This is a genomic window from Staphylococcus sp. EG-SA-17, from assembly GCF_017151845.1.
Taxonomy (GTDB): domain Bacteria; phylum Bacillota; class Bacilli; order Staphylococcales; family Staphylococcaceae; genus Staphylococcus; species Staphylococcus aureus.
In genome coordinates this window covers 1-22,711 of sequence record NZ_JACVZO010000036.1, presented here as the reverse complement: position 1 = coordinate 22,711, position 22,711 = coordinate 1, and the positions used below count along the sequence as shown (strand labels likewise).

The window sequence follows — 22,711 nt, the reverse complement described above, 5'->3', positions numbered from 1 at the left end:
GCTATCGGCTGTTAACCGATCGGTCGTAGGTTCGAGTCCTACCTGTGGAGCCATGGCTCCTTGGTCAAGCGGTTAAGACACCGCCCTTTCACGGCGGTAACACGGGTTCGAGTCCCGTAGGAGTCATTATATTGGAGAATTAGCTCAGCTGGGAGAGCATCTGCCTTACAAGCAGAGGGTCGGCGGTTCGAACCCGTCATTCTCCACCATTTTGATTATTAATTAACTGAATAAGCTGGAGGGGTAGCGAAGTGGCTAAACGCGGCGGACTGTAAATCCGCTCCTTCGGGTTCGGCAGTTCGAATCTGCCCCCCTCCACCATCTATATATTGGGCTATAGCCAAGCGGTAAGGCAACGGACTTTGACTCCGTCACTCGTTGGTTCGAATCCAGCTAGCCCAGCCATTAGAGCCATTAGCTCAGTTGGTAGAGCATCTGACTTTTAATCAGAGGGTCAGAGGTTCGAATCCTCTATGGCTCACTACTTGCACTTTCCATTCTTGGGAAGTGCTTTTTTTTATTTTTTGAGAATTAGAATGCTAAGGGGTTATGTTATGGCTATTACTTGATTATAGTAAGCGTATACATTATTCTGAAATTATGTATAACAAAGGGGGGACGCTTATGACAAAGACAAAAGCAATTGATATTATTGGTGCACCATCAACATTTGGACAAAGAAAATTAGGTGTTGATTTAGGACCAACTGCGATTAGATATGCAGGTTTAATACCAAGACTAAAGCAATTAGACCTTGATGTTAATGACAAAGGGGATATTAAGGTATCAGCTGTAGACATTGAAAAATTTCAAAGTGAACAAAATGGATTAAGAAACTACGATGAAATTATAGATGTTACTCAAAAATTAAATAAAGAAGTTTCAGCATCAATTGAAAATAACAGATTTCCTCTAGTTCTTGGTGGAGATCATTCTATTGCGGTAGGTTCAGTATCAGCAATAAGTAAACATTATAATAATTTAGGTGTTATTTGGTATGATGCACATGGTGATTTAAATATACCTGAAGAGTCACCAAGTGGAAATATTCATGGTATGCCACTTCGGATTTTGACAGGTGAAGGACCAAAGGAACTATTAGAATTCAATATTAATACCATTAAACCTGAAAATATTGTGCTAATTGGTATGAGAGATTTGGATAAAGGTGAACGACAATTTATTAAAGATAAAAATATTAAAACATTTACTATGGCTGACATAGATAAACTAGGAATTCAGACTGTAATTGAAAATACATTAGATTATTTAAAAACTCATAATGTAGATGGTATACATTTATCTCTTGACGTTGATGCCTTAGATCCACTTGAAACGCCAGGCACAGGTACAAGAGTATTAGGTGGACTTACATATAGAGAAAGTCATTTTGCGCTGGAATTATTACATCAGTCTCAATCAGTAACATCAATGGATTTAGTTGAAGTAAATCCATTGATTGACAGTAATAATCATACTGCTGAACAAGCGGTTTCATTAGTTGGAACATTTTTCGGTGAAACTTTATTATAAATAAATGATTTGTAGTGTATAAAGTATATTTTGCTTTTTGCACTACTTTTTTTAATTCACTAAAATGATTAAGAGTAGTTATAATCTTTAAAATAAATTTTTTCTATTTAAATATATGTTCGTATGACAGTGATGTAAATGATTGGTATAATGGGTATTATGGAAAAATATTACCCGGAGGAGATGTTATGGATTTTTCCAACTTTTTTCAAAACCTCAGTACGTTAAAAATTGTAACGAGTATCCTTGATTTACTGATAGTTTGGTATGTACTTTATCTTCTCATCACGGTCTTTAAGGGAACTAAAGCGATACAATTACTTAAAGGGATATTAGTAATTGTTATTGGTCAGCAGATAAGTATGATATTGAACTTGACTGCAACATCTAAATTATTCGATATCGTTATTCAATGGGGGGTATTAGCTTTAATAGTAATATTCCAACCAGAAATTAGACGTGCGTTAGAACAACTTGGTAGAGGTAGCTTTTTAAAACGCTATACTTCTAATACGTATAGTAAAGATGAAGAGAAATTGATTCAATCGGTTTCAAAGGCTGTGCAATATATGGCTAAAAGACGTATAGGTGCATTAATTGTCTTTGAAAAAGAAACAGGTCTTCAAGATTATATTGAAACAGGTATTGCAATGGATTCAAATATTTCGCAAGAACTTTTAATTAATGTCTTTATACCTAACACACCTTTACATGATGGTGCAATGATTATTCAAGGCACTAAGATTGCAGCAGCAGCAAGTTATTTGCCATTGTCTGATAGTCCTAAGATATCTAAAAGTTTGGGTACAAGACATAGAGCTGCGGTTGGTATTTCAGAAGTATCTGATGCATTTACCGTTATTGTATCTGAAGAAACTGGTGATATTTCGGTAACATTTGATGGAAAATTACGACGAGACATTTCAAACGAAATTTTTGAAGAGTTGCTTGCTGAACATTGGTTTGGCACACGCTTTCAAAAGAAAGGTGTGAAATAATATGCTAGAAAGTAAATGGGGCTTGAGATTTATTGCCTTTCTTTTGGCATTGTTTTTCTTTTTATCTGTTAACAATGTTTTTGGAAATATCTTTAACACTGGTAATCTTGGTCAAAAGTCTAGTAAAACGATTCAAGATGTACCCGTTGAAATTCTTTATAACACTAAAGATTTGCATTTAACAAAAGCGCCTGAAACAGTTAATGTGACTATTTCAGGACCACAATCAAAGATAATAAAAATTGAAAATCCAGAAGATTTAAGAGTAGTGATTGATTTATCAAATGCAAAAGCTGGAAAATATCAAGAGAAGTATCAAGTTAAAGGGTTAGCTGATGACATTCATTATTCTGTAAAACCTAAATTAGCAAATATTACGCTTGAAAACAAAGTAACTAAAAAGATGACAGTTCAACCTGATGTAAGTCAGAGTGATATTGATCCACTTTATAAAATTACAAAGCAAGAAGTTTCACCACAAACAGTTAAAGTAACAGGTGGAGAAGAACAATTGAATGATATCGCTTATTTAAAAGCCACTTTTAAAACTAATAAAAAGATTAATGGTGACACAAAAGATGTCGCAGAAGTAACGGCTTTTGATAAAAAACTGAATAAATTAAATGTATCGATTCAACCTAATGAAGTGAATTTACAAGTTAAAGTAGAGCCTTTTAGCAAAAAGGTTAAAGTAAATGTTAAACAGAAAGGTAGTTTAGCAGATGATAAAGAGTTAAGTTCGATTGATTTAGAAGATAAAGAAATTGAAATCTTCGGTAGTCGAGATGACTTACAAAATATAAGCGAAGTTGATGCAGAAGTAGATTTAGATGGTATTTCAGAATCAACTGAAAAGACTGTAAAAATCAATTTACCAGAACATGTCACTAAAGCACAACCAAGTGAAACGAAGGCTTATATAAATGTAAAATAAATAGCTAAATTAAAGGAGAGTAAACAATGGGAAAATATTTTGGTACAGACGGAGTAAGAGGTGTCGCAAACCAAGAACTAACACCTGAATTGGCATTTAAATTAGGAAGATACGGTGGCTATGTTTTAGCACATAATAAAGGTGAAAAACACCCACGTGTACTTGTAGGTCGCGATACTAGAGTTTCAGGTGAAATGTTAGAATCAGCATTAATAGCTGGTTTGATTTCAATTGGTGCAGAAGTGATGCGATTAGGTATTATTTCAACACCAGGTGTTGCATATTTAACACGCGATATGGGTGCAGAGTTAGGTGTAATGATTTCAGCCTCTCATAATCCAGTTGCAGATAATGGTATTAAATTCTTTGAATCAGATGGTTTTAAACTATCAGATGAACAAGAAAATGAAATTGAAGCATTATTGGATCAAGAAAACCCAGAATTACCAAGACCAGTTGGCAATGATATTGTACATTATTCAGATTACTTTGAAGGGGCACAAAAATATTTGAGCTATTTAAAATCAACAGTAGATGTTAACTTTGAAGGTTTGAAAATTGTTTTAGATGGTGCAAATGGTTCAACATCATCACTAGCGCCATTCTTATTTGGTGATTTAGAAGCAGATACTGAAACAATTGGATGTAGTCCTGATGGATATAATATCAATGAGAAATGTGGCTCTACACATCCTGAAAAATTAGCAGAAAAAGTTGTTGAAACTGAAAGTGATTTTGGGTTAGCATTTGACGGCGATGGAGACAGAATCATAGCAGTAGATGAGAATGGTCAAATCGTTGACGGTGACCAAATTATGTTTATTATTGGTCAAGAAATGCATAAAAATCAAGAATTGAATAATGACATGATTGTTTCTACTGTTATGAGTAACTTAGGTTTTTACAAAGCGCTTGAACAAGAAGGAATTAAATCTAATAAAACTAAAGTTGGCGACAGATATGTAGTAGAAGAAATGCGTCGCGGTAATTATAACTTAGGCGGAGAACAATCTGGACATATCGTTATGATGGATTACAATACAACTGGTGATGGTTTATTAACTGGTATTCAATTAGCTTCAGTAATAAAGATGACTGGTAAATCACTAAGTGAATTAGCTGGGCAAATGAAAAAATATCCACAATCATTAATTAACGTACGCGTAACAGATAAATATCGTGTTGAAGAAAATGTTGACGTTAAAGAAGTTATGACTAAAGTAGAAGTAGAAATGAATGGAGAAGGTCGAATTTTAGTAAGACCTTCTGGAACAGAACCATTAGTTCGTGTCATGGTTGAAGCAGCAACTGATGAAGATGCTGAAAGATTTGCACAACAAATAGCTGATGTGGTTCAAGATAAAATGGGATTAGATAAATAAATACTGTATTACAAATAAGCCGATGCGTATGCATCGGTTTTTTGTGTTTGTAGAAATAATTTATAGTACAAACGTAAAATGATATAAACAAAATAAAAACAAAGTAATCAATATGTAATATAAAATACACTGGTACTCAATATATAATGATGATAAAATTAATTTTAATTAGATAGAGTTGCTTTGTGTTTTTAACGCAGATGCTACTACATATCTTAACAGTTGATTAAGTGACATCATTTAACAGCGAGAATAATCAACCAGGAGGATGACTTAATGAATTTATTCAGACAACAAAAATTTAGTATCAGAAAATTTAATGTCGGTATTTTTTCAGCTTTAATTGCCACTGTTACATTTATATCTATTAACCCGACAACAGCGTCTGCAGCAGAGCAAAATCAGCCTGCACAAAATCAACCAGCACAACCGGCTGACCCCAATGCACAGCCTAACGCAAATGCTGGTGCTCAAGCTAATCCTACAGCACAGCCTGCTGCACCTGCCAACCAAGGTGGTCAAGCAGACCCAGCAGCAAATCAAGGTGGACAGGCTAATCCAGCAGGAGGCGCAGTACAACCGGCAGCAGGTACAACACAACCAGCTGGACAAGGTAATCAAGCTGATCCGAATAATGCTGCACAAGCACAACCTGGAAATCAAGCAGCACCTGCAAATCAAGCAGGTCAAGGAAATAACCAAGCAACACCTAATAATAATGCAACACCGGCAAATCAAACACAGCCAGCGAATGCTCCAGCAGGAGCGCAACCAGCAGCAGCTGTAGCAGCAAACGGACAAACTCAAGATCCAAATGCTAGCAATACTGGTGAAGGCAGTATTAATACTACATTAACATTTGATGATCCAGCCATATCAACAGATGAGAATAGACAGGATCCAACTGTAACTGTTACAGATAAAGTAAATGGTTATTCATTAATTAACAATGGTAAGATTGGTTTCGTTAACTCAGAATTAAGACGAAGCGATATGTTTGATAAGAATAACCCTCAAAACTATCAAGCTAGAGGGAATGTAGCTGCATTAGGTCGTGTGAATGCAAATGATTCTACAGATCATGGTAACTTTAACGGTATTTCAAAAACTGTAAATGTAAAGCCAGATTCAGAATTGATTATTAACTTTACTACTATGCAAACGAATAGTAAGCAAGGTGCAACAAATTTAGTTATTAAAGATGCTAAGAAAAATACTGAATTAGCAACTGTAAATGTTGCTAAGACTGGTACTGCACATTTATTTAAAGTGCCAACTGATGCTGATCGCTTAGATTTACAATTTATTCCTGACAATACAGCAGTTGCTGATGCTTCAAGAATTCAACAAATAAAGATGGTTATAAATACTATTCATTCATTGATAATGTAGGTCTATTCTCAGGATCACATTTATATGTCAAAAATAGAGATTTAGCACCGAAAGCAACTAACAATAAAGAATATACTATTAATACTGAAATCGGTAACAATGGTAATTTTGGTGCTTCATTAAAAGCAGATCAATTCAAATACGAAGTAACATTACCACAAGGTGTAACGTACGTTAATGATTCGTTAACTACTACGTTCCCTAATGGTAACGAAGACAGTACAGTATTGAAAAATATGACTGTCAATTATGATCAAACTGCGAATAAAGTAACATTTACTAGCCAAGGTGTGACAACGGCTCGTGGTACACACACGAAAGAAGTTTTATTCCCAGATAAATCTTTAAAATTATCATATAAAGTTAATATTGCGAATATCGATACACCTAAAAATATTGATTTTAATGAAAAATTAACATATCGTACTGCTTCAGATGTTGTAATTAATAATGCGCAACCAGAAGTTACACTAACTGCAGATCCATTTTCAGTAGCGGTTGAAATGAACAAAGATGCGTTACAACAACAAGTAAACTCACAAGTTGATAATAGTCATTACACAACAGCATCAATTGCAGAATACAATAAACTTAAACAACAAGCAGACACTATTTTAAATGAAGATGCGAATCATGTTGAAACTGCAAATCGTGCATCTCAAGCGGATATTGATGGTTTAGTAACTAAATTACAAGCTGCATTAATTGATAATCAAGCAGCAATTGCTGAATTAGATGCTAAAGCACAAGAAAAGATTACAGCAGCACAACAAAGTAAAAAAGTTACGCAAGATGAAGTGGCAGCACTTGTAACTAAAATTAACAATGATAAAAATAATGCAATCGCAGAAATTAATAAACAAACAACTGCGCAAGGTGTCACAACTGAAAAAGATAATGGTATCGCAGTGTTAGAACAGGATGTAATTACACCAACTGTTAAACCACAAGCGAAACAAGATATTATCCAAGCAGTTACAACTCGTAAACAACAAATTAAAAAGTCAACTGCATCTCTTCAAGATGAAAAAGATGTAGCAAATGATAAAATTGGTAAAATTGAAACAAAGGCAATTAAAGATATTGATGCAGCAACTACGAATGCGCAAGTAGAAGCTATTAAAACAAAAGCAATCAATGATATTAATCAAACTGCACCTGCAACAACAGCCAAAGCAGAAGCTCTTGAAGAATTTGATGAAGTTGTACAAGCGCAAATTGATCAAGCGCCTTTAAATCCTGATACAACAAATGAAGAAGTAGCGGAGGCCATTGAACGTATTAATGCAGCTAAAGTTTCAGGTGTTAAAGCGATAGAAGCGACAACGACTGCACAAGATTTAGAACGCGTTAAAAACGAAGAAATATTCAAAATTGAGAATATTACGGACTCAACTCAAACTAAAATGGATGCTTATAAAGAAGTTAAACAAGCTGCTACAGCTAGAAAAGCTCAAAATGCTACAGTTTCAAATGCTACAGATGAAGAAGTAGCAGAGGCAAATGCAGCAGTAGATGCAGCTCAAACAGAAGGTTTACATGACATCCAAGTTGTTAAATCACAACAAGAAGTGGCTGATACTAAAGCAAAAGTATTAGATAAAATCAATGCTATTCAAACACAATCAAGAGTTAAACCTGCAGCGGATACGGAAGTAGACAACGCATATAATACACGTAAACAAGAAATCCAAAATAGCAATGCTTCAACTACAGAAGAAAAAGAAGCGGCATATACGGAATTAGATGCTAAAAAACAAGAGGCAAGAACGAATCTTGATGCTGCAAATACAAACAGTGCTGTAACAACAGCTAAAGACAATGGTATTGCTGCAATTAATCAAGTTCAAGCGGCAACAACTAAGAAATCGGATGCTAAAGCAGAAATTGCTCAAAAAGCAAGTGAACGTAAAACAGCAATCGAAGCAATGAATGATTCGACTAGTGAAGAACAACAAGCAGCGAAAGACAAAGTTGATCAAGCAGTAGTTACTGCAAACGCTGATATTGATAATGCCGCAGCAAACAGTGATGTAGATAATGCAAAAACTACAAATGAAGCTACAATCGCAGCCATTACACCTGATGCAAATGTTAAACCTCAAGCGAAACAAGCAATTGCAGATAAAGTACAAGCTCAAGAAACAGCAATTGATGCTAATAACGGTGCAACAACAGAAGAAAAAGCAGCTGCGAAACAACAAGTTCAAACTGAAAAAACAACAGCTGATACAGCAATTGATGGTGCACATTCAAATGCAGAAGTTGAAGCGGCTAAAAATGCAGAAATTGCTAAAATTGAAGCAATTCAGCCAGCAACAACAACGAAAGATAATGCGAAACAAGCAATTGCTACGAAAGCGAATGAACGTAAAACAGCAATCGCTCAAACGCAAGACATTACAGCAGAAGAAATTGCAGCGGCTAATGCGGACGTAGATAATGCTGTGATACAAGCAAATAGCAACATTGAAGCTGCTAATAGTCAAAATGATGTAGACCAAGCGAAAACAACTGGTGAAACTAGTATTGATCAAGTGACACCAACTGTTAATAAAAAAGCAACAGCGCGTAATGAAATCACTACTACATTAAACAACAAGTTGCAAGAGATTCAAGCTACGCCAGATGCAACAGATGAAGAAAAACAAGATGCAGAAACTGAAGCTAATACTGAAAATGCTAAAGCAAATCAAGCTATCACAGCAGCTACAACAAACGCTGAAGTAGATGAGGCAAAAACTAATGCAGAAGCGGCAATTAACGCTGTAACACCAAAAGTTATGAAGAAACAAGCAGCGAAAGATGAGATCGACCAATTACAAGCAGCACAAACAGCGGTTATTAATAACGATCAAAACGCAACAAATGAAGAAAAAGAAGCAGCGATTCAACAACTAGCAACAGCAGTTACAGACGCGAAGAATAACATTACAGCTGCAACTGACAATAATGGTGTAGATACAGCCAAAGATGCGGGTAAAAATTCGATTCAAAGTACACAACCAGCAACAGCAGTTAAATCGAATGCAAAAAATGATGTTGATCAAGCTGTGACAACTCAAAATCAAGCAATTGATAATACTACAGGTGCAACGACTGAAGAGAAAAATGCAGCAAAAGATTTAGTTTCTAAAGCTAAAGAAAAAGCATATCAAGATATTTTAAATGCGCAAACGACTAACGATGTTACGCAATTAAAAGATCAAGCAGTTGCTGACATTCAAGGTATTACTGCTGATACGACAATTAAAGATGTTGCTAAAGGTGAATTAACGGCAAAAGCAAATGAACAAAAAGCACTTATTGCACAAACTGCAGATGCGACTACGGAAGAAAAAGAACAAGCAAATCAACAAGTAGACGCACAGTTAACGCAAGGTAATCAAAATATTGAAAATGCACAGTCAATTGATGACGTAAACACTGCAAAAGATAATGCAGTTCAAGCCATCGACCCAATTCAAGCATCAACAGATGTTAAAACGAATGCAAGAGCTGAATTGTTAAATGAAATGCAAAATAAAATAACTGAAATCCTTAATGACAATACGACTACCAATGAAGAAAAAGGTAAAGATATAGGGCCAGTTAGAGCAGCATATGAAGAAGGTTTAAATAATATTAATGTTGCAAATTCAACAGGTGATGTAACAACTGCTAAAGACGCAGCAGTACAAAAAGTTCAACAACTTCATGCAAATCCTGTTAAGAAACCAGCAGGTAAAACAGAATTAGATCAAGCTGCAGCTGATAAGAAAACACAAATTGAACAAACGCCAAATGCGTCACAACAAGAAATTAATGATGCAAAACAAGAAGTTGATACAGAGTTAAATCAAGCGAAAACAAATATTGATCAATCTTCAACTGATGACTATGTAGATGCTGCGGTTAGAGATGGAAAAGCTAAAATTAATGCAGTTAAAACATTTAGTGAATACAAAAAAGATGCTTTAGCTAAAATTGCAGATGCATATAATGCTAAAGTTAATGAAGCGGATAACTCTAACGCATCGACTTCAAGTGAAATTGCTGAAGCGAAACAAAAACTTGCTGAATTGAAACAAACTGCGGATCAAAACGTTAATCAAGCTACTTCTAAAGATGACATAGAAGTACAAATTCATAATGACTTAGATAATATTAACGATTATACGATTCCAACAGGTAAAAAAGAATCGGCTACAACAGATTTATATGCCTATGCAGATCAGAAGAAAAATAATATTTCAGCTGACACTAATGCAACACAAGATGAAAAACAACAAGCAATCAAGCAAGTTGACCAAAATGTTCAAACTGCGTTAGAAAGCATTAATAATGGCGTGGATAATAGTGATGTTGATGATGCATTAACACAAGGTAAAGCGACAATTGATGCAGTTCAAGTAGATGCTACTGTTAAAGCTAAAGCAAACCAAGCGATTGATGCTAAAGCACAGGAAACGAAAGAATCTATTGACCAAAGTGACCAGTTAACTGCTGAAGAAAAAACTGAAGCATTAGCAACGATTAAACAAATTACAGATCAAGCTAAACAAGGTATTACTGATGCAACAACAACTGCCGAAGTTGAAAAAGCGAAAGCTCAAGGACTTGAAGCATTTGATAACATTCAAATCGACTCAACAGAAAAACAAAAAGCTATCGAAGAATTAGAAACTGCACTAGACCAGATTGAAGCAGGTGTAAATGTCGACTCTGATGCTACAACTGAAGAAAAAGAAGTATTTACGAATGCTTTAGAAGAGATTTTATCAAAAGCAACTGAAGATATTTCTGATCAAACTACAAATGCAGAAATCGCTACTGTCAAAAATAGTGCGCTTGAACAACTTAAAGCACAACGTATTAATCCTGAAGTTAAGAAAAATGCTTTAGAAGCAATTAGAGAAGTGGTTAACAAGCAAATAGAAATAATTAAAAATGCAGATGCAGATGCATCGGCGAAAGAAATTGCACGTACGGATTTAGGTAGATATTTTGACAGATTTGCTGATGATTTAGATAAAACACAAACAAATGCAGAAGTTGCAGAATTACAAAATGTAACGATACCTGCAATTGAAGCGATTGTGCCTCAGAATGATCCGGATGCTAATCATAGCAGTTCAGATAATAATGACGCAACAGCAAATACAAATGTTAATGCAGAGCCAGACAATGCTGGACAACCTAATGTAACTGAGTCAACAGATAATGCCAACGCAGATACGTCTTCAACAACGACAAATAATCATAATGATGCAGCAACAGGTGAAACAACAGCAACATCAACAAACAATTCATCAACTGATGATGCAAATGATAAACCGACAGCTAATAACAATTCTAGTGTAGATGCATCAATAGACAATTCGGCAACGGGTAATGGCACAACTGATAAACCAGCAACAACTGAGAGCACAGAAAAAACATCATCTGCTGATAGCAAAGATAATGCATCTGTAAATGATTCAAATCAAAATGCTGAAGTGAATAATAGTGCTGAATCTCAACCAACTAATGGCAAGGTTGCACAACCAAAATCTGAAAATAAAGCTAAGGTAGAAAAAGATGGTAGAGATTCAACAAATCAAAGTATGGTCGAATCAACAACTGAAACATTGCCTTCAGCAGACATAACAGAACCAAATGTACCTTCTAATACATCAAAAGATAAAGAGGAAAGTACGTCAAATCAAACTGATGCAGGACAACTTAAGTCTGAAACTAACGTTGCATCTAACGAAGCAGATAAATCGCCAAGCAAAGCTGATACTGAAGTTTCGAATAAACCATCAACATCTGCATCTTCAGAAGCAAAAGATAAAATGACTTCGACTGAGGATAGCCAAAAAGCTGACATGGCAACAGCAGATACAAAAGATAATCAAGCATCAATTGGTTCATCTGCAGATGCAAACAATAAAGCTACGCAAAACGACGGTGCCAATGCATCTCCAGCTACAGTTTCAAATGGAAGCAATAGTGCTAATCAAGATATGCTTAATGTAACTAAGCCTGAAGAAAACAAAGCAAATGCAAAATCAGACCAACAAGGAAAAGTTAATAAGCCTAAACAACAAGCTAAAACTTTACCAGATACTGGTATGTCACATAATGACGATTTACCATATGCTGAATTAGCTCTAGGTGCAGGTATGGCATTCTTAATTAGAAGATTCACTAAGAAAGACCAACAAACTGAAGAATAAAATTTATTCAAGAATGTGAACATCTAGTTATTTCATAGGGAAATATTCCTTACTAAGTAACCAAGTCTAACAGTTAATATGAATTTGTTTTAGTAATGACCAATAGCCATTGAATAGGTGGCTGTGGCTCGAAAATAAAACAAATTATTAACGCAAAAATACTCCTTTCATACATAACACAAGTTAAGTGTCTATGTTGAAGGGAGTATTTTTTATGTTCAGAAATTTAATATTGTTAATTCAACGGAACTACTACATTATTACTGATTGTTAACGAATAACGTTGGAAACTTCTTGTTTCAAACAAAGCTCAATAAATTATGAAAGTGAATTGTACGCTTCAATTATTTCATCGGCTAAGCCATCGTCAACTTTAGCATATTCGCTTAAAAACGCTTTTAAACCGTGTTCTTTAATGTAATTATTTTTCTCAACAGTTTCTTGGTCTCCTGTATCATCATACTTCAATAACAATGCAGCTGTATTTAATAAACCAGTGCGTTCTAAATCTTTATTATAAAGATATGTTAATGGTTTTATAATTCTATCTTTAGGGCCAATTTTACGTAACGTACCTCGTCCGACACGTGTCACTTCATCAGATAAATAAGAATTGTTGAAACGGTCTATTATTTTTTCAACATAACCAGCTTGTTCCGCTTCAGTAAAATCAAATTCATTAGTAATATATTGACTTGTTTCAGCTAAAACACGGCGTAAGCCAGCTTCAATTGAACTATCTTTTACAGCGTCTAATACGGTAGCTTTACCTGCAAATTTACCAGCATACGCTAAATATGCATGTCCTGTATTCACAGTTAATAATTTACGTTCAATATATGGTGTTAAATCATCAACATATTTAATATGGTTTAGTTCTGGACCATACCATGCATCTTTTTCAACAACCCATTCGTAAAATGGCTCAACCATAACGTCTAATATATTTTCATTCTTTTGTAATGGTACAATTCTATCAACTGCTGAGTTAGCAAAATGAATATTGTTACCAAGAGGGCCAGTAATATCAAGTACCGCTTTTTTCAATGTATCAGTTGCCATAATGGCATTCTCACAAGCAACAATATTAACATGGTTTGTTTTTTCTTTTAAGAAAGACGCAAAAGATTTAGCAATAATAGGTAGTATGTTAACACCAACAGCTGTTGTAATAATATCAGCTTCTAGAATTGCTTGTTTCAACGCTTCAGAAGGTTGCATTGAATTAATTGCATCAACATTATTCACGCGCGTCGTTGTTTTAGACTCATCAGCTAAAATAACATCGTATTGATGATCATGAGCTAAAGCATTAATGATTTCTTCATTGACGTCTGCAAATGTTACTTTAACATTGTTGTCTGCAAGAATATAACCAATGAAACCACGACCTATGTTACCAGCACCAAAGTGAACTGCTTTCATTATGCATCTGCCTCCTCGAATACTTGTTTAATTTCTTCTGCAGATTTTGCTTGAACGATACGATCCACATTTTCTTCTTCGCTAAATGTAATTGCAATTTTAGATAACAAGTCTAAATGTTCCCCATCTTTACCAGCAATACCCACGACAACTTTAACTACTTCGCCATCCCAGTCAACGCCTTCAGGGATTTGTAATAATGTTAAACCTGAGTGAATCACATTTGTTTTAGCTTCATCTGTGCCATGAGGAATTGCTAAGCCATTTCCCATAAATGTTGATACAACTTGCTCACGATCTTTCATTGCTTGAATATAAGCATCTGTTACAGCACCACTATCAACTAAGGCTTTACCTGCTTTTTCAATTGCTTCATTTTGGCTGTTAACATTTACATTTAAAAAGATATTGTCATTACTAAATAATTCGCTCATTTTGTACACTCCTAAATAAATTGTTTTTTAATTCGTTCTAAAAATTTGCTTCTTAATAATGTTTCAAGTTCCTGTGGATTTTCCATAAAAGTATCAATAGATTCTAATTTCAAACTTAAAAATTCGGACAAGTCACTTACCAGTGATGCCATAAAATCATTGTCAGGAATAAACATGGAAATCATATATTTAATTGTTTGATTGTCATTTTGAATACTAGGCAATGTTAACGGTTCTTCTAAAACTGTGATTAGAATCATAGGGTGTTTAATCATATTGTCTCTTAGGTGTGGTATTGCAACAGGATATGGACTTAATATCCATCCTGGATTGTCAATCAATCGTTGCTCTAGTAGTTCAGCGAATGACGTTGGATCTTTTATTGCATCGCATTGATATAGATAATCTGCGATATATGTTTGCCACTGTTTAACTTCGGTACTAACTATTTTCACTGAATCAAGCAAAGTTAAACCCGAACGCATATGATGCATTAATTGCTCTGATTTTTCGTCACTTAAATGTTTTTCGAAAACTGAAGTTAAGTTTGAAGTTTGTTCATTTTCAAAAGATGTGTTGCCATCAATATCTTTCGTTTCAACATGAACATCATCCTTATCATTCATGTTTGATGATTTATCATGCGTCTCTTGGAACGTAGACTTTGTATTTAAAAACTGTGCGACATAACTGATATCACTATCTGGTAATAATGGGTTTACCATTAAATAGGGGGTGTCGATGTCTAAATTCACAGTAGAAATAATGCCATCATATTGACTTAAATCTAGTGACTTCAAATCGCTGACTGATGCTTGTGTAATACGCTCAATCTCACTAAAAACTTGCTCTAGACGAGTTGATAATAGACGACTAGTTCCCATACCACTGCTGCAAACGACTAATATGTTTAAAAATCGATTACCTTGGTTTTTAATCGAGCCACCAAAGTGTAAAACTATAAAAGCAATTTCACTCTCTGGAAAAATCAAATCAGGCCAACAATCATTTAAAGCTAATCTTACATTTTCAAATAGTCTTGGATATTTGAACTTAATCATGTCTGTTAACGGATTATAGGTCTCGATATTAGCTTGCAAACGATTGATTGCAGGATTAAGGTGTAGCGTCAGTCCATCTACTAAAGTATCCAAATCTGCAAATGTCATACCTGAAATCATTTCTACTTTGTTAACAAACGCTTTAATTTTGTTTTCTTCACAACGATTATTTAATGATGTATCATTAAGATTTTTTCGTTTAGCTCCACGTAAATGGATAGTAATGAAAGCAATTTCTGCCTGATTAAACGTGACGTCATATATTTGATCAAGTTTATCAGCAAGTTCGCTTGCTACTTTGTGTTCAAATGTGTTTTGTACAGAATCATAAATATCATCGTTTAATGCGACATACTCTCCATTTTTTATACGTGAAATGGAGAGCACGATATGGACAGTTAAAGTTAAATAACTTGATTCGGTAAGTTGGTAGGGTAAGGCACTTAGGTAGTCCATTAATAGTCTTTCAACATTAAAAATACGCTCTAAGTCAACAAAGTCTTTGTGGATTTGATTTAATGAATGAAAGACAAAATGATTTTCAATTACTGAATAAACGCTAGTACTATTTAAGTTATTCACCATTAATTGACTTAAAAATTCACGTTTCTTTGATTCAGTACCTACCAAGTAAATACCTTCGCCACGCTTTCGAGATAAAGATAGTTGGTACTTATTTAAATCGAGCTCTAAATCATCTAACATCTTTGCTAAAGTCTGGACAGAAACGCCAATTTCTTGCGCTAAACTATATTGTTTAACTGGCTCCTTGGCTTGTATCAAAGCGTATATAATAATTACTTTCTGCTCTTCAACAGATAAGTCAATGGTTTGAAGTTGTGCGATCGATTGCTTCAAATCATTTAAATCAGAATCTGCGCCAGCAATGCGTAGCCCTTTTTTGTTTGCACGTTCTAAAGTTAATGAAAATGAAGTTAAATATGATTCAACACCTTTTAATTCACGGTGAATAGTACGAGAGGACACCGCAAGTTGCTGAGCAATGTCGTGTATAGTGATATATTGACCGTGGTACTTAATCAATAGGGCTATCATTTCTTTTTCACGTGTACTCAATAACATGGCGGTATCCTCCATTTTTTAATTTATTTAATTATTATGCTTGATCATCTTTTTTTAGATTATTTAAAAGTTCTTCATATCTTGGTGAATTAAGGAAATTATCCACTGAAATATGGATGGCATTTGGTGTTTGTTTAATAGCACGATCAGTTAGTTTTTTCTGAGTGATAACTAATTGAGCATCTTTTGGCAATTGATTAATCGCAGTATTTGTAACTGTAATATCATTAATGCCCGCTTTTTTAAATTTATTACGTAACATGCTTGCACCCATTGCACTAGAACCCATACCCGCATCGCAGGCAAAAATAACATGATTTATATTATTGTAATTGTGTGCATCAACATCTTCAGTGTTGTAATTATCCAATAGCGCTTCAGGATCATCATCTGATGAAGATGTTTCACTAACATTACCACTAGCATTTTCTTCTGTATTAACATTTTTATCAGAAGATACTAACTTAGAAGCAACGCTTGATTTTTTCCCTTTAGTATTTTCCATTTGAGCTGTCGCAGCTTCTAAATCCTGCTTTGGTTCTCTAGTGAACTTCATAATTAAAGTAGCTACAACGAATGATACAAGTGCAGCAAGGAACACACCGAGTAACATGTGCAAGAATTCACCTCTAGGTGCATTTAAACAGTAAACTATAAATGAACCTGGTGACGCGGGACTTTTAAATCCAAATCCTGTTGCTTGATAAGTTGCAACACCAGTCATTCCACCTAAAATAACAGCGATAAATAATAAAGGACGCATTAATACATATGGGAAATAAATTTCATGAATACCACCTAAGAAGTGGATAATTCCAGCACCATATGACGTTGCTTTTGCAGTGCCTTTTCCAAAAATCATATAAGCAAGTAAGATACCTAAACCTGGTCCAGGGTTAGATTCAATTGTGTATAAAATTGATTGACCAGCTTTTGCAGCTTGATCTGCACCAAGCGGTGTGAATACACCATGGTTAATCGCATTGTTTAAAAATACGATTTTTGCAGGTTCTACTAAAATACTTACAAGTGGAAGTAGATGTGCATGCACTAATGATTCTACTGCTACTGATAAAATATGCATGATAAACTTCATAATTGGTGCTAAAATTTTAAATCCTGCAATTGTCATGATAAATCCTAAAATACCAGCTGAAAAATTATTAAATAGCATTTCAAAACCTTGTGGTGTTCTAGGTTGGATTAATTGGTCTGTCTTTTTCATTAACCAACCAACAAGTGGACCCATAATCATTGCACCAAGTAACATTGGTGTATCAGGTAATGCAACGATGACCCCCATAGTTGCTGTTGCTGCGATGATACCACCACGTAAATCATAAATTAAACGACCACCACTAAATGCGATCAATAATGGGATTAAATAAGTAATCATTGGTCCTGCTAAAGTAGCTAAATCTTTGTTAGGTAACCATCCATTATCTATAAAAATGGCCGCGATAAAACCCCAAGCGATGAAAGCGCCAATGTTTGGCATGATCATACTACTTAAGAATGATCCAAATGCTTGAACACGACGACCAATTCCTTTTTTCTCTTCAGTTTGTGACATATTTACACCTCTTTTTTAATATATGTGACTATATATAGTGTATAGAGACGTTACTTGTTACTCAATATAAACAAAAATCAACTTTGTCAAAATAAATGTGACAAAATTAAATAAAGTGTCATCAATGTGACAGTATAGATATTTTGAAAAAGTAAAACAAAAAAATTGTTTTAGGATTTTTAAAATTTTATTGTGAAAATATTTGCAAAACAAAACAACACCGTTGTACAATAATGATTAATGGAAAGGGGGAAAGTTCGGCAGTACAGTTAAAGCGCCTGTGCAAATAAATATTTGTATTTGAAGATTAAAGGTTAATATATGAGTGGCCTTTATAGAGTGCAATATATGTATTTGTAGACGAGGAGGATAGTGATCGAATAGATCGGCGGATGCTATCCCGGATGTGGCTCATTCGTTAGCTTATTAAGTAAAACATTAGGGTGACTTAATGGACAAAGTTAATAAGATCGCCAGAAATTGAATATAAAAAATATTAATATGGAAAGTACAGTGTGAGCAATTTGTATAGTTGTAAAAATAACTATGCTTAATTTGTTATGGATGAATGCGATGATAGCATGTTCCTATTTATATTATGAAAGCAGATTGTCAATCTAAATTATCGGCAATAAATCATAATTTACGCGTACTATTCCAATATGGAGGAAAATGTCGTTATGTGTGGAATTGTTGGTTACATTGGCTATGATAATGCCAAAGAATTATTATTAAAAGGTTTAGAAAAATTAGAATACAGAGGTTATGACTCTGCAGGTATCGCAGTAGTAAATGATGATAATACAACTGTATTTAAAGAAAAAGGTCGTATTGCAGAATTACGTAAAGTTGCTGATAGTAGCGATTTTGATGGACCTGTTGGAATCGGTCACACACGTTGGGCAACACACGGTGTACCGAATCATGAAAACTCTCATCCACATCAATCATCAAATGGCCGTTTTACTCTAGTTCATAACGGTGTTATTGAAAACTATGAAGAGTTAAAAGGTGAATACTTACAAGGTGTATCATTCATTTCAGAAACAGATACAGAAGTTATCGTTCAATTAGTTGAATACTTTTCAAATCAAGGACTTTCAACTGAAGAAGCATTTACAAAAGTTGTGTCATTATTACATGGTTCATATGCATTAGGTTTATTAGATGCTGAAGACAAAGACACAATCTATGTTGCTAAAAATAAATCACCATTATTATTAGGTGTTGGTGAAGGTTTCAATGTTATCGCATCAGACGCACTTGCAATGTTACAAGTGACAAGCGAATATAAAGAAATCCATGACCATGAAATCGTTATTGTTAAAAAAGATGAAGTTATTATTAAAGATGCAGATGGAAACGTTGTAGAACGTGATTCATATATTGCTGAAATTGATGCATCAGATGCTGAAAAAGGTGTTTATGCACACTACATGTTAAAAGAAATTCATGAACAACCAGCAGTAATGCGTCGTATTATTCAAGAATATCAAGATGCAGAAGGTAACTTGAAAATTGATCAAGACATCATCAATGATGTTAAAGAAGCAGACCGCATTTACGTTATTGCAGCAGGTACAAGCTACCATGCAGGTTTAGTAGGTAAAGAATTTTTAGAAAAATGGGCTGGCGTACCAACTGAAGTACACGTTGCATCAGAGTTTGTCTACAACATGCCATTATTATCTGAAAAACCATTGTTCGTTTATATTTCTCAATCAGGTGAAACTGCAGATAGCCGCGCCGTATTAGTTGAAACTAATAAATTAGGTCATAAATCATTAACAATCACTAATGTTGCAGGTTCAACTTTATCACGTGAAGCAGACCACACATTGTTATTACACGCGGGTCCTGAAATCGCAGTTGCATCTACAAAAGCATATACTGCACAAATTGCAGTATTATCAATCTTGTCTCAAATCGTTGCAAAAGAGCACGGTCGTGAAGCAGATATTGATTTATTGAGAGAATTAGCAAAAGTAACAACAGCAATAGAAGCAATTGTTGACGATGCACCAATTATGGAACAAATTGCTACAGATTTCTTAGAAACAACACGCAATGCATTCTTTATCGGACGTACTATTGACTATAACGTAAGTTTAGAAGGTGCGTTAAAACTTAAAGAAATTTCTTACATTCAAGCAGAAGGTTTTGCTGGTGGAGAACTTAAACATGGTACAATTGCCTTAATCGAAGATGGCACACCAGTTGTTGCTTTAGCAACTCAAGAAAACGTTAATTTATCAATTCGTGGTAACGTTAAAGAAGTAGTAGCACGTGGTGCACATCCATGTATCATTTCTATGGAAGGTCTTGAAAAAGAAGGCGACACTTATGTCATTCCACATGTACATGAATTATTGACACCATTAGTTTCAGTAGTTGCATTACAATTGATTTCATATTATGCAGCATTACACAGAGATTTAGATGTGGATAAACCACGTAACCTTGCTAAATCTGTTACTGTGGAATAATTCACTTTTTTAGAATCAATCATGTATTAAAATTAAAGTATATGGCACCCTTTTAGATTAATCGACTAGAAGGGTGCTTTTTTAGGTCGACTTAGCTTTTACTTCATCTTAATTTGGCAGAAATGCGTAAAAATGAAGTGTTTTATTTATTTAAATAGTCTGACAATTAAGGGTGTTATGTTAATATGATTTTATGAGAAGTATGGAGTAGCAATAAAGGGGTGACCTCGCATGTTAATTCAATTAGATCAAATTGGGCGAATGAAGCAAGGAAAAACAATTTTAAAAAATATTTCGTGGCAAATTGCTAAAGGTGACAAATGGATTCTATATGGTTTAAATGGTGCTGGTAAGACAACGCTATTAAATATATTAAATGCATATGAGCCTGCGACAACTGGCGGTGTTAATCTATTTGGTGAAATGCCAGGCAAGGTAGGGTATTCTGCAGAGACTGTACGACAACATATAGGTTTTGTATCTCATAGTTTACTGGAAAAGTTTCAAGATGGTGAAAGAGTAATCGATGTGGTGATAAGCGGTGCTTTTAAATCAATTGGTGTTTATCAAGATATTGATGATGAGGTACGTAATGAAGCACATCAATTACTTAAATTAGTTGGAATATCTGCTAAAGCGCAACAATATATTGGTTATTTATCTACAGGTGAAAAACAACGAGTGATGATTGCACGAGCTTTAATGGGGCAACCTCAGGTTTTAATTTTAGATGAGCCAGCAGCTGGTTTAGACTTTATTGCTCGTGAGTCACTATTGAATATACTTGACTCATTGTCAGATTCATATCCAACGCTTGCGATGATTTATGTGACGCACTTTATTGAAGAAATTACTGGTAACTTTACTAAAATTTTGCTATTAAAAGATGGGGAAAGTGTACAACAAGGATTAATAGATGATATTTTGACATCTGAAAACATGTCACGATTTTTCCAGAAAAATGTAGCAGTTCAAAGATGGAATAATCGATTTTCTATGGCAATGTTAGAGTAAATATTTTGCAAATAATAAGTAATAATGACAAAATTTAATTAAGATAAAATGGACAGTGGAGGGCAATATGGATAACGTAAAAGCAATATTTTTGGACATGGATGGAACAATTTTACATGAAAATAATCAAGCATCAACGTATACGAAAGATGTCATTAATCGATTGAGAGAGAAAGGATATAAAGTATTTTTGGCAACAGGACGTTCGCATTCTGAAATACATCAACTTGTACCTCAAGATTTTGCGGTTAATGGCATCATTAGTTCAAATGGAACAATTGGAGAAGTAGATGGAGAAATTATCTTCAAACATGGTTTATCATTGGCTCAAGTGCAACAAATTATTAATTTAGCTAAGCGCCAACAAATTTATTATGAGGTATTTCCTTTTGAAGGTAATAGAGTTTCTTTAAAAGAAGATGAAACATGGATGCGAGATATGATTCGTAGTCAAGATCCTATTAATGGCGTAAGTCATAGTGAATGGTCTTCAAGACAAGATGCGCTTGCTGGTAAGATAGATTGGGTAACTAAGTTTCCTGAAGGTGAATATTCAAAAATTTATCTATTCAGTTCTAATTTAGAAAAAATAACAGCATTTAGAGATGAATTAAAGCAAAATCATGTGCAACTACAGATTAGTGTTTCAAATTCATCAAGATTTAATGCGGAAACAATGGCTTATCAAACTGATAAAGGCACTGGTATTAAAGAAATGATTGCACACTTTGGCATTCATCAAGATGAAACTTTAGTTATTGGAGATAGTGATAACGACAGAGCAATGTTTGAATTTGGTCATTATACAGTTGCTATGAAAAATGCACGCCCTGAAATCCAAGCATTAACTTCAGATGTAACGGCATACACGAATGAAGAGGATGGCGCAGCAAAATATTTAGCAAAACATTTTTTAGCTGATTAATTGGTGTTTTAATAATAAATCCAAAATAGTTGATGAGCAATATACAAAGAGCAGTAAAGTTATTTTCTGTTAGAAAATGCCTTACTGCTCTTTTGTATGCTAGTAATCCAGGTACTAGTGTTATTTCTTCTTTTTGTCTTTCTTCTCCATATATGGAATGAAGAAAATCACAAATAGGGCACAGAGTATAGCTACAATTGAACCGAATGTCATAGTTATATCCGCTTTTATATGGTTTATGCATTTAAGTATACTATAACAACTACCGTTT

The 22,711-nt window shown here is 34.4% G+C and carries 11 protein-coding genes, 5 tRNA genes and 1 pseudogene; 13 read left to right on the top strand and 4 right to left on the bottom strand.

What is annotated here, in order from left to right:
- The first annotated feature begins 54 nt into the window (after positions 1 to 54).
- The 10 genes and pseudogenes from IDG65_RS12730 (at position 55) to fmtB (ending at position 12,439) form a co-directional block, all read left to right on the top strand.
- Positions 55 to 126, top strand: a tRNA-Glu gene (locus IDG65_RS12730).
- 7 nt (positions 127 to 133) lie between these two features.
- Positions 134 to 209: transfer RNA gene (locus tag IDG65_RS12725), tRNA-Val, on the top strand.
- A 28-nt stretch (positions 210 to 237) separates the two neighbouring features.
- Positions 238 to 321: transfer RNA gene (locus tag IDG65_RS12720), tRNA-Tyr, on the top strand.
- A gap of 9 nt (positions 322 to 330) precedes the next feature.
- A tRNA-Gln gene (locus IDG65_RS12715) sits at positions 331 to 405 on the top strand.
- Positions 406 to 408: 3 nt separating this feature from the next.
- Positions 409 to 481 (top strand) — tRNA-Lys (locus tag IDG65_RS12710).
- A 143-nt stretch (positions 482 to 624) separates the two neighbouring features.
- The gene (gene rocF, locus IDG65_RS12705) at positions 625 to 1,533 is read left to right on the top strand and encodes an arginase (protein ID WP_000167862.1); all 909 of its coding nucleotides are present in this window, start codon (positions 625 to 627) and stop codon (positions 1,531 to 1,533) included.
- 188 nt (positions 1,534 to 1,721) lie between these two features.
- Positions 1,722 to 2,531 carry a diadenylate cyclase CdaA gene (cdaA, locus tag IDG65_RS12700; RefSeq protein WP_000347896.1) on the top strand — a complete coding sequence of 270 codons (810 nt, stop codon included), beginning with the start codon at positions 1,722 to 1,724 and terminating at the stop codon, positions 2,529 to 2,531.
- Between the two features lies 1 nt (position 2,532).
- Positions 2,533 to 3,465, top strand: coding sequence for a CdaR family protein (locus IDG65_RS12695; protein WP_000894032.1), 933 nt, complete (start codon positions 2,533 to 2,535; stop codon positions 3,463 to 3,465).
- 26 nt (positions 3,466 to 3,491) lie between these two features.
- The gene (gene glmM / locus IDG65_RS12690; RefSeq protein WP_000521489.1) at positions 3,492 to 4,847 is read left to right on the top strand and encodes a phosphoglucosamine mutase; all 1,356 of its coding nucleotides are present in this window, start codon (positions 3,492 to 3,494) and stop codon (positions 4,845 to 4,847) included.
- Positions 4,848 to 5,123: 276 nt separating this feature from the next.
- Positions 5,124 to 12,439 (top strand): annotated as a pseudogene (gene fmtB, locus IDG65_RS12685) (LPXTG-anchored DUF1542 repeat protein FmtB).
- A gap of 318 nt (positions 12,440 to 12,757) precedes the next feature.
- Here the strand turns inward: fmtB and IDG65_RS12680 are convergent.
- The 4 genes from IDG65_RS12680 to IDG65_RS12665 are packed head-to-tail and all read right to left on the bottom strand — an operon-like array spanning position 12,758 to position 18,015.
- A complete protein-coding gene (locus IDG65_RS12680) occupies positions 12,758 to 13,864 on the bottom strand; it encodes a mannitol-1-phosphate 5-dehydrogenase (RefSeq protein WP_000648731.1) in 1,107 nt (368 codons plus the stop codon).
- Positions 13,864 to 14,298, bottom strand: coding sequence for a PTS mannitol transporter subunit IIA (locus IDG65_RS12675; RefSeq protein ID WP_001292149.1), 435 nt, complete (start codon positions 14,296 to 14,298; stop codon positions 13,864 to 13,866). Before IDG65_RS12675 ends, IDG65_RS12680 begins: the two co-directional genes overlap by 1 nt.
- Positions 14,299 to 14,309: 11 nt before the next feature.
- The gene (locus tag IDG65_RS12670; protein WP_000927368.1) at positions 14,310 to 16,442 is read right to left on the bottom strand and encodes a BglG family transcription antiterminator; all 2,133 of its coding nucleotides are present in this window, start codon (positions 16,440 to 16,442) and stop codon (positions 14,310 to 14,312) included.
- A 34-nt stretch (positions 16,443 to 16,476) separates the two neighbouring features.
- Positions 16,477 to 18,015 carry a PTS mannitol transporter subunit IIBC gene (locus IDG65_RS12665; RefSeq protein WP_000083799.1) on the bottom strand — a complete coding sequence of 513 codons (1,539 nt, stop codon included), beginning with the start codon at positions 18,013 to 18,015 and terminating at the stop codon, positions 16,477 to 16,479.
- 680 nt (positions 18,016 to 18,695) lie between these two features.
- Between IDG65_RS12665 and glmS the strand changes: the two genes are divergently transcribed.
- The 3 genes from glmS to IDG65_RS12650 all read left to right on the top strand — a co-directional run bounded on the left by glmS (position 18,696) and on the right by IDG65_RS12650 (position 22,440).
- Complete coding sequence (gene glmS / locus IDG65_RS12660) at positions 18,696 to 20,501, top strand: glutamine--fructose-6-phosphate transaminase (isomerizing) (RefSeq protein ID WP_000334463.1); 1,806 nt, start codon at positions 18,696 to 18,698, stop codon at positions 20,499 to 20,501.
- A gap of 231 nt (positions 20,502 to 20,732) precedes the next feature.
- Positions 20,733 to 21,515, top strand: coding sequence for an ABC transporter ATP-binding protein (locus IDG65_RS12655; protein WP_000908181.1), 783 nt, complete (start codon positions 20,733 to 20,735; stop codon positions 21,513 to 21,515).
- A gap of 67 nt (positions 21,516 to 21,582) precedes the next feature.
- A complete protein-coding gene (locus tag IDG65_RS12650; protein WP_000370944.1) occupies positions 21,583 to 22,440 on the top strand; it encodes an HAD family hydrolase in 858 nt (285 codons plus the stop codon).
- The last annotated feature ends 271 nt before the right edge of the window (positions 22,441 to 22,711 follow it).

Coding starts and splice junctions, on each gene's coding strand:
- IDG65_RS12695 (WP_000894032.1), top strand. CDS start 2,533: ATGCTAGAAAGTAAATGGGGCTTGAGATTTATTGCCTTTCTTTTGGCA.
- cdaA (WP_000347896.1), top strand. CDS start 1,722: ATGGATTTTTCCAACTTTTTTCAAAACCTCAGTACGTTAAAAATTGTA.
- IDG65_RS12665 (WP_000083799.1), bottom strand. CDS start 18,015: ATGTCACAAACTGAAGAGAAAAAAGGAATTGGTCGTCGTGTTCAAGCA.
- glmS (WP_000334463.1), top strand. CDS start 18,696: ATGTGTGGAATTGTTGGTTACATTGGCTATGATAATGCCAAAGAATTA.
- IDG65_RS12680 (WP_000648731.1), bottom strand. CDS start 13,864: ATGAAAGCAGTTCACTTTGGTGCTGGTAACATAGGTCGTGGTTTCATT.
- IDG65_RS12675 (WP_001292149.1), bottom strand. CDS start 14,298: ATGAGCGAATTATTTAGTAATGACAATATCTTTTTAAATGTAAATGTT.
- IDG65_RS12650 (WP_000370944.1), top strand. CDS start 21,583: ATGGATAACGTAAAAGCAATATTTTTGGACATGGATGGAACAATTTTA.
- glmM (WP_000521489.1), top strand. CDS start 3,492: ATGGGAAAATATTTTGGTACAGACGGAGTAAGAGGTGTCGCAAACCAA.
- IDG65_RS12655 (WP_000908181.1), top strand. CDS start 20,733: ATGTTAATTCAATTAGATCAAATTGGGCGAATGAAGCAAGGAAAAACA.
- rocF (WP_000167862.1), top strand. CDS start 625: ATGACAAAGACAAAAGCAATTGATATTATTGGTGCACCATCAACATTT.
- IDG65_RS12670 (WP_000927368.1), bottom strand. CDS start 16,442: ATGTTATTGAGTACACGTGAAAAAGAAATGATAGCCCTATTGATTAAG.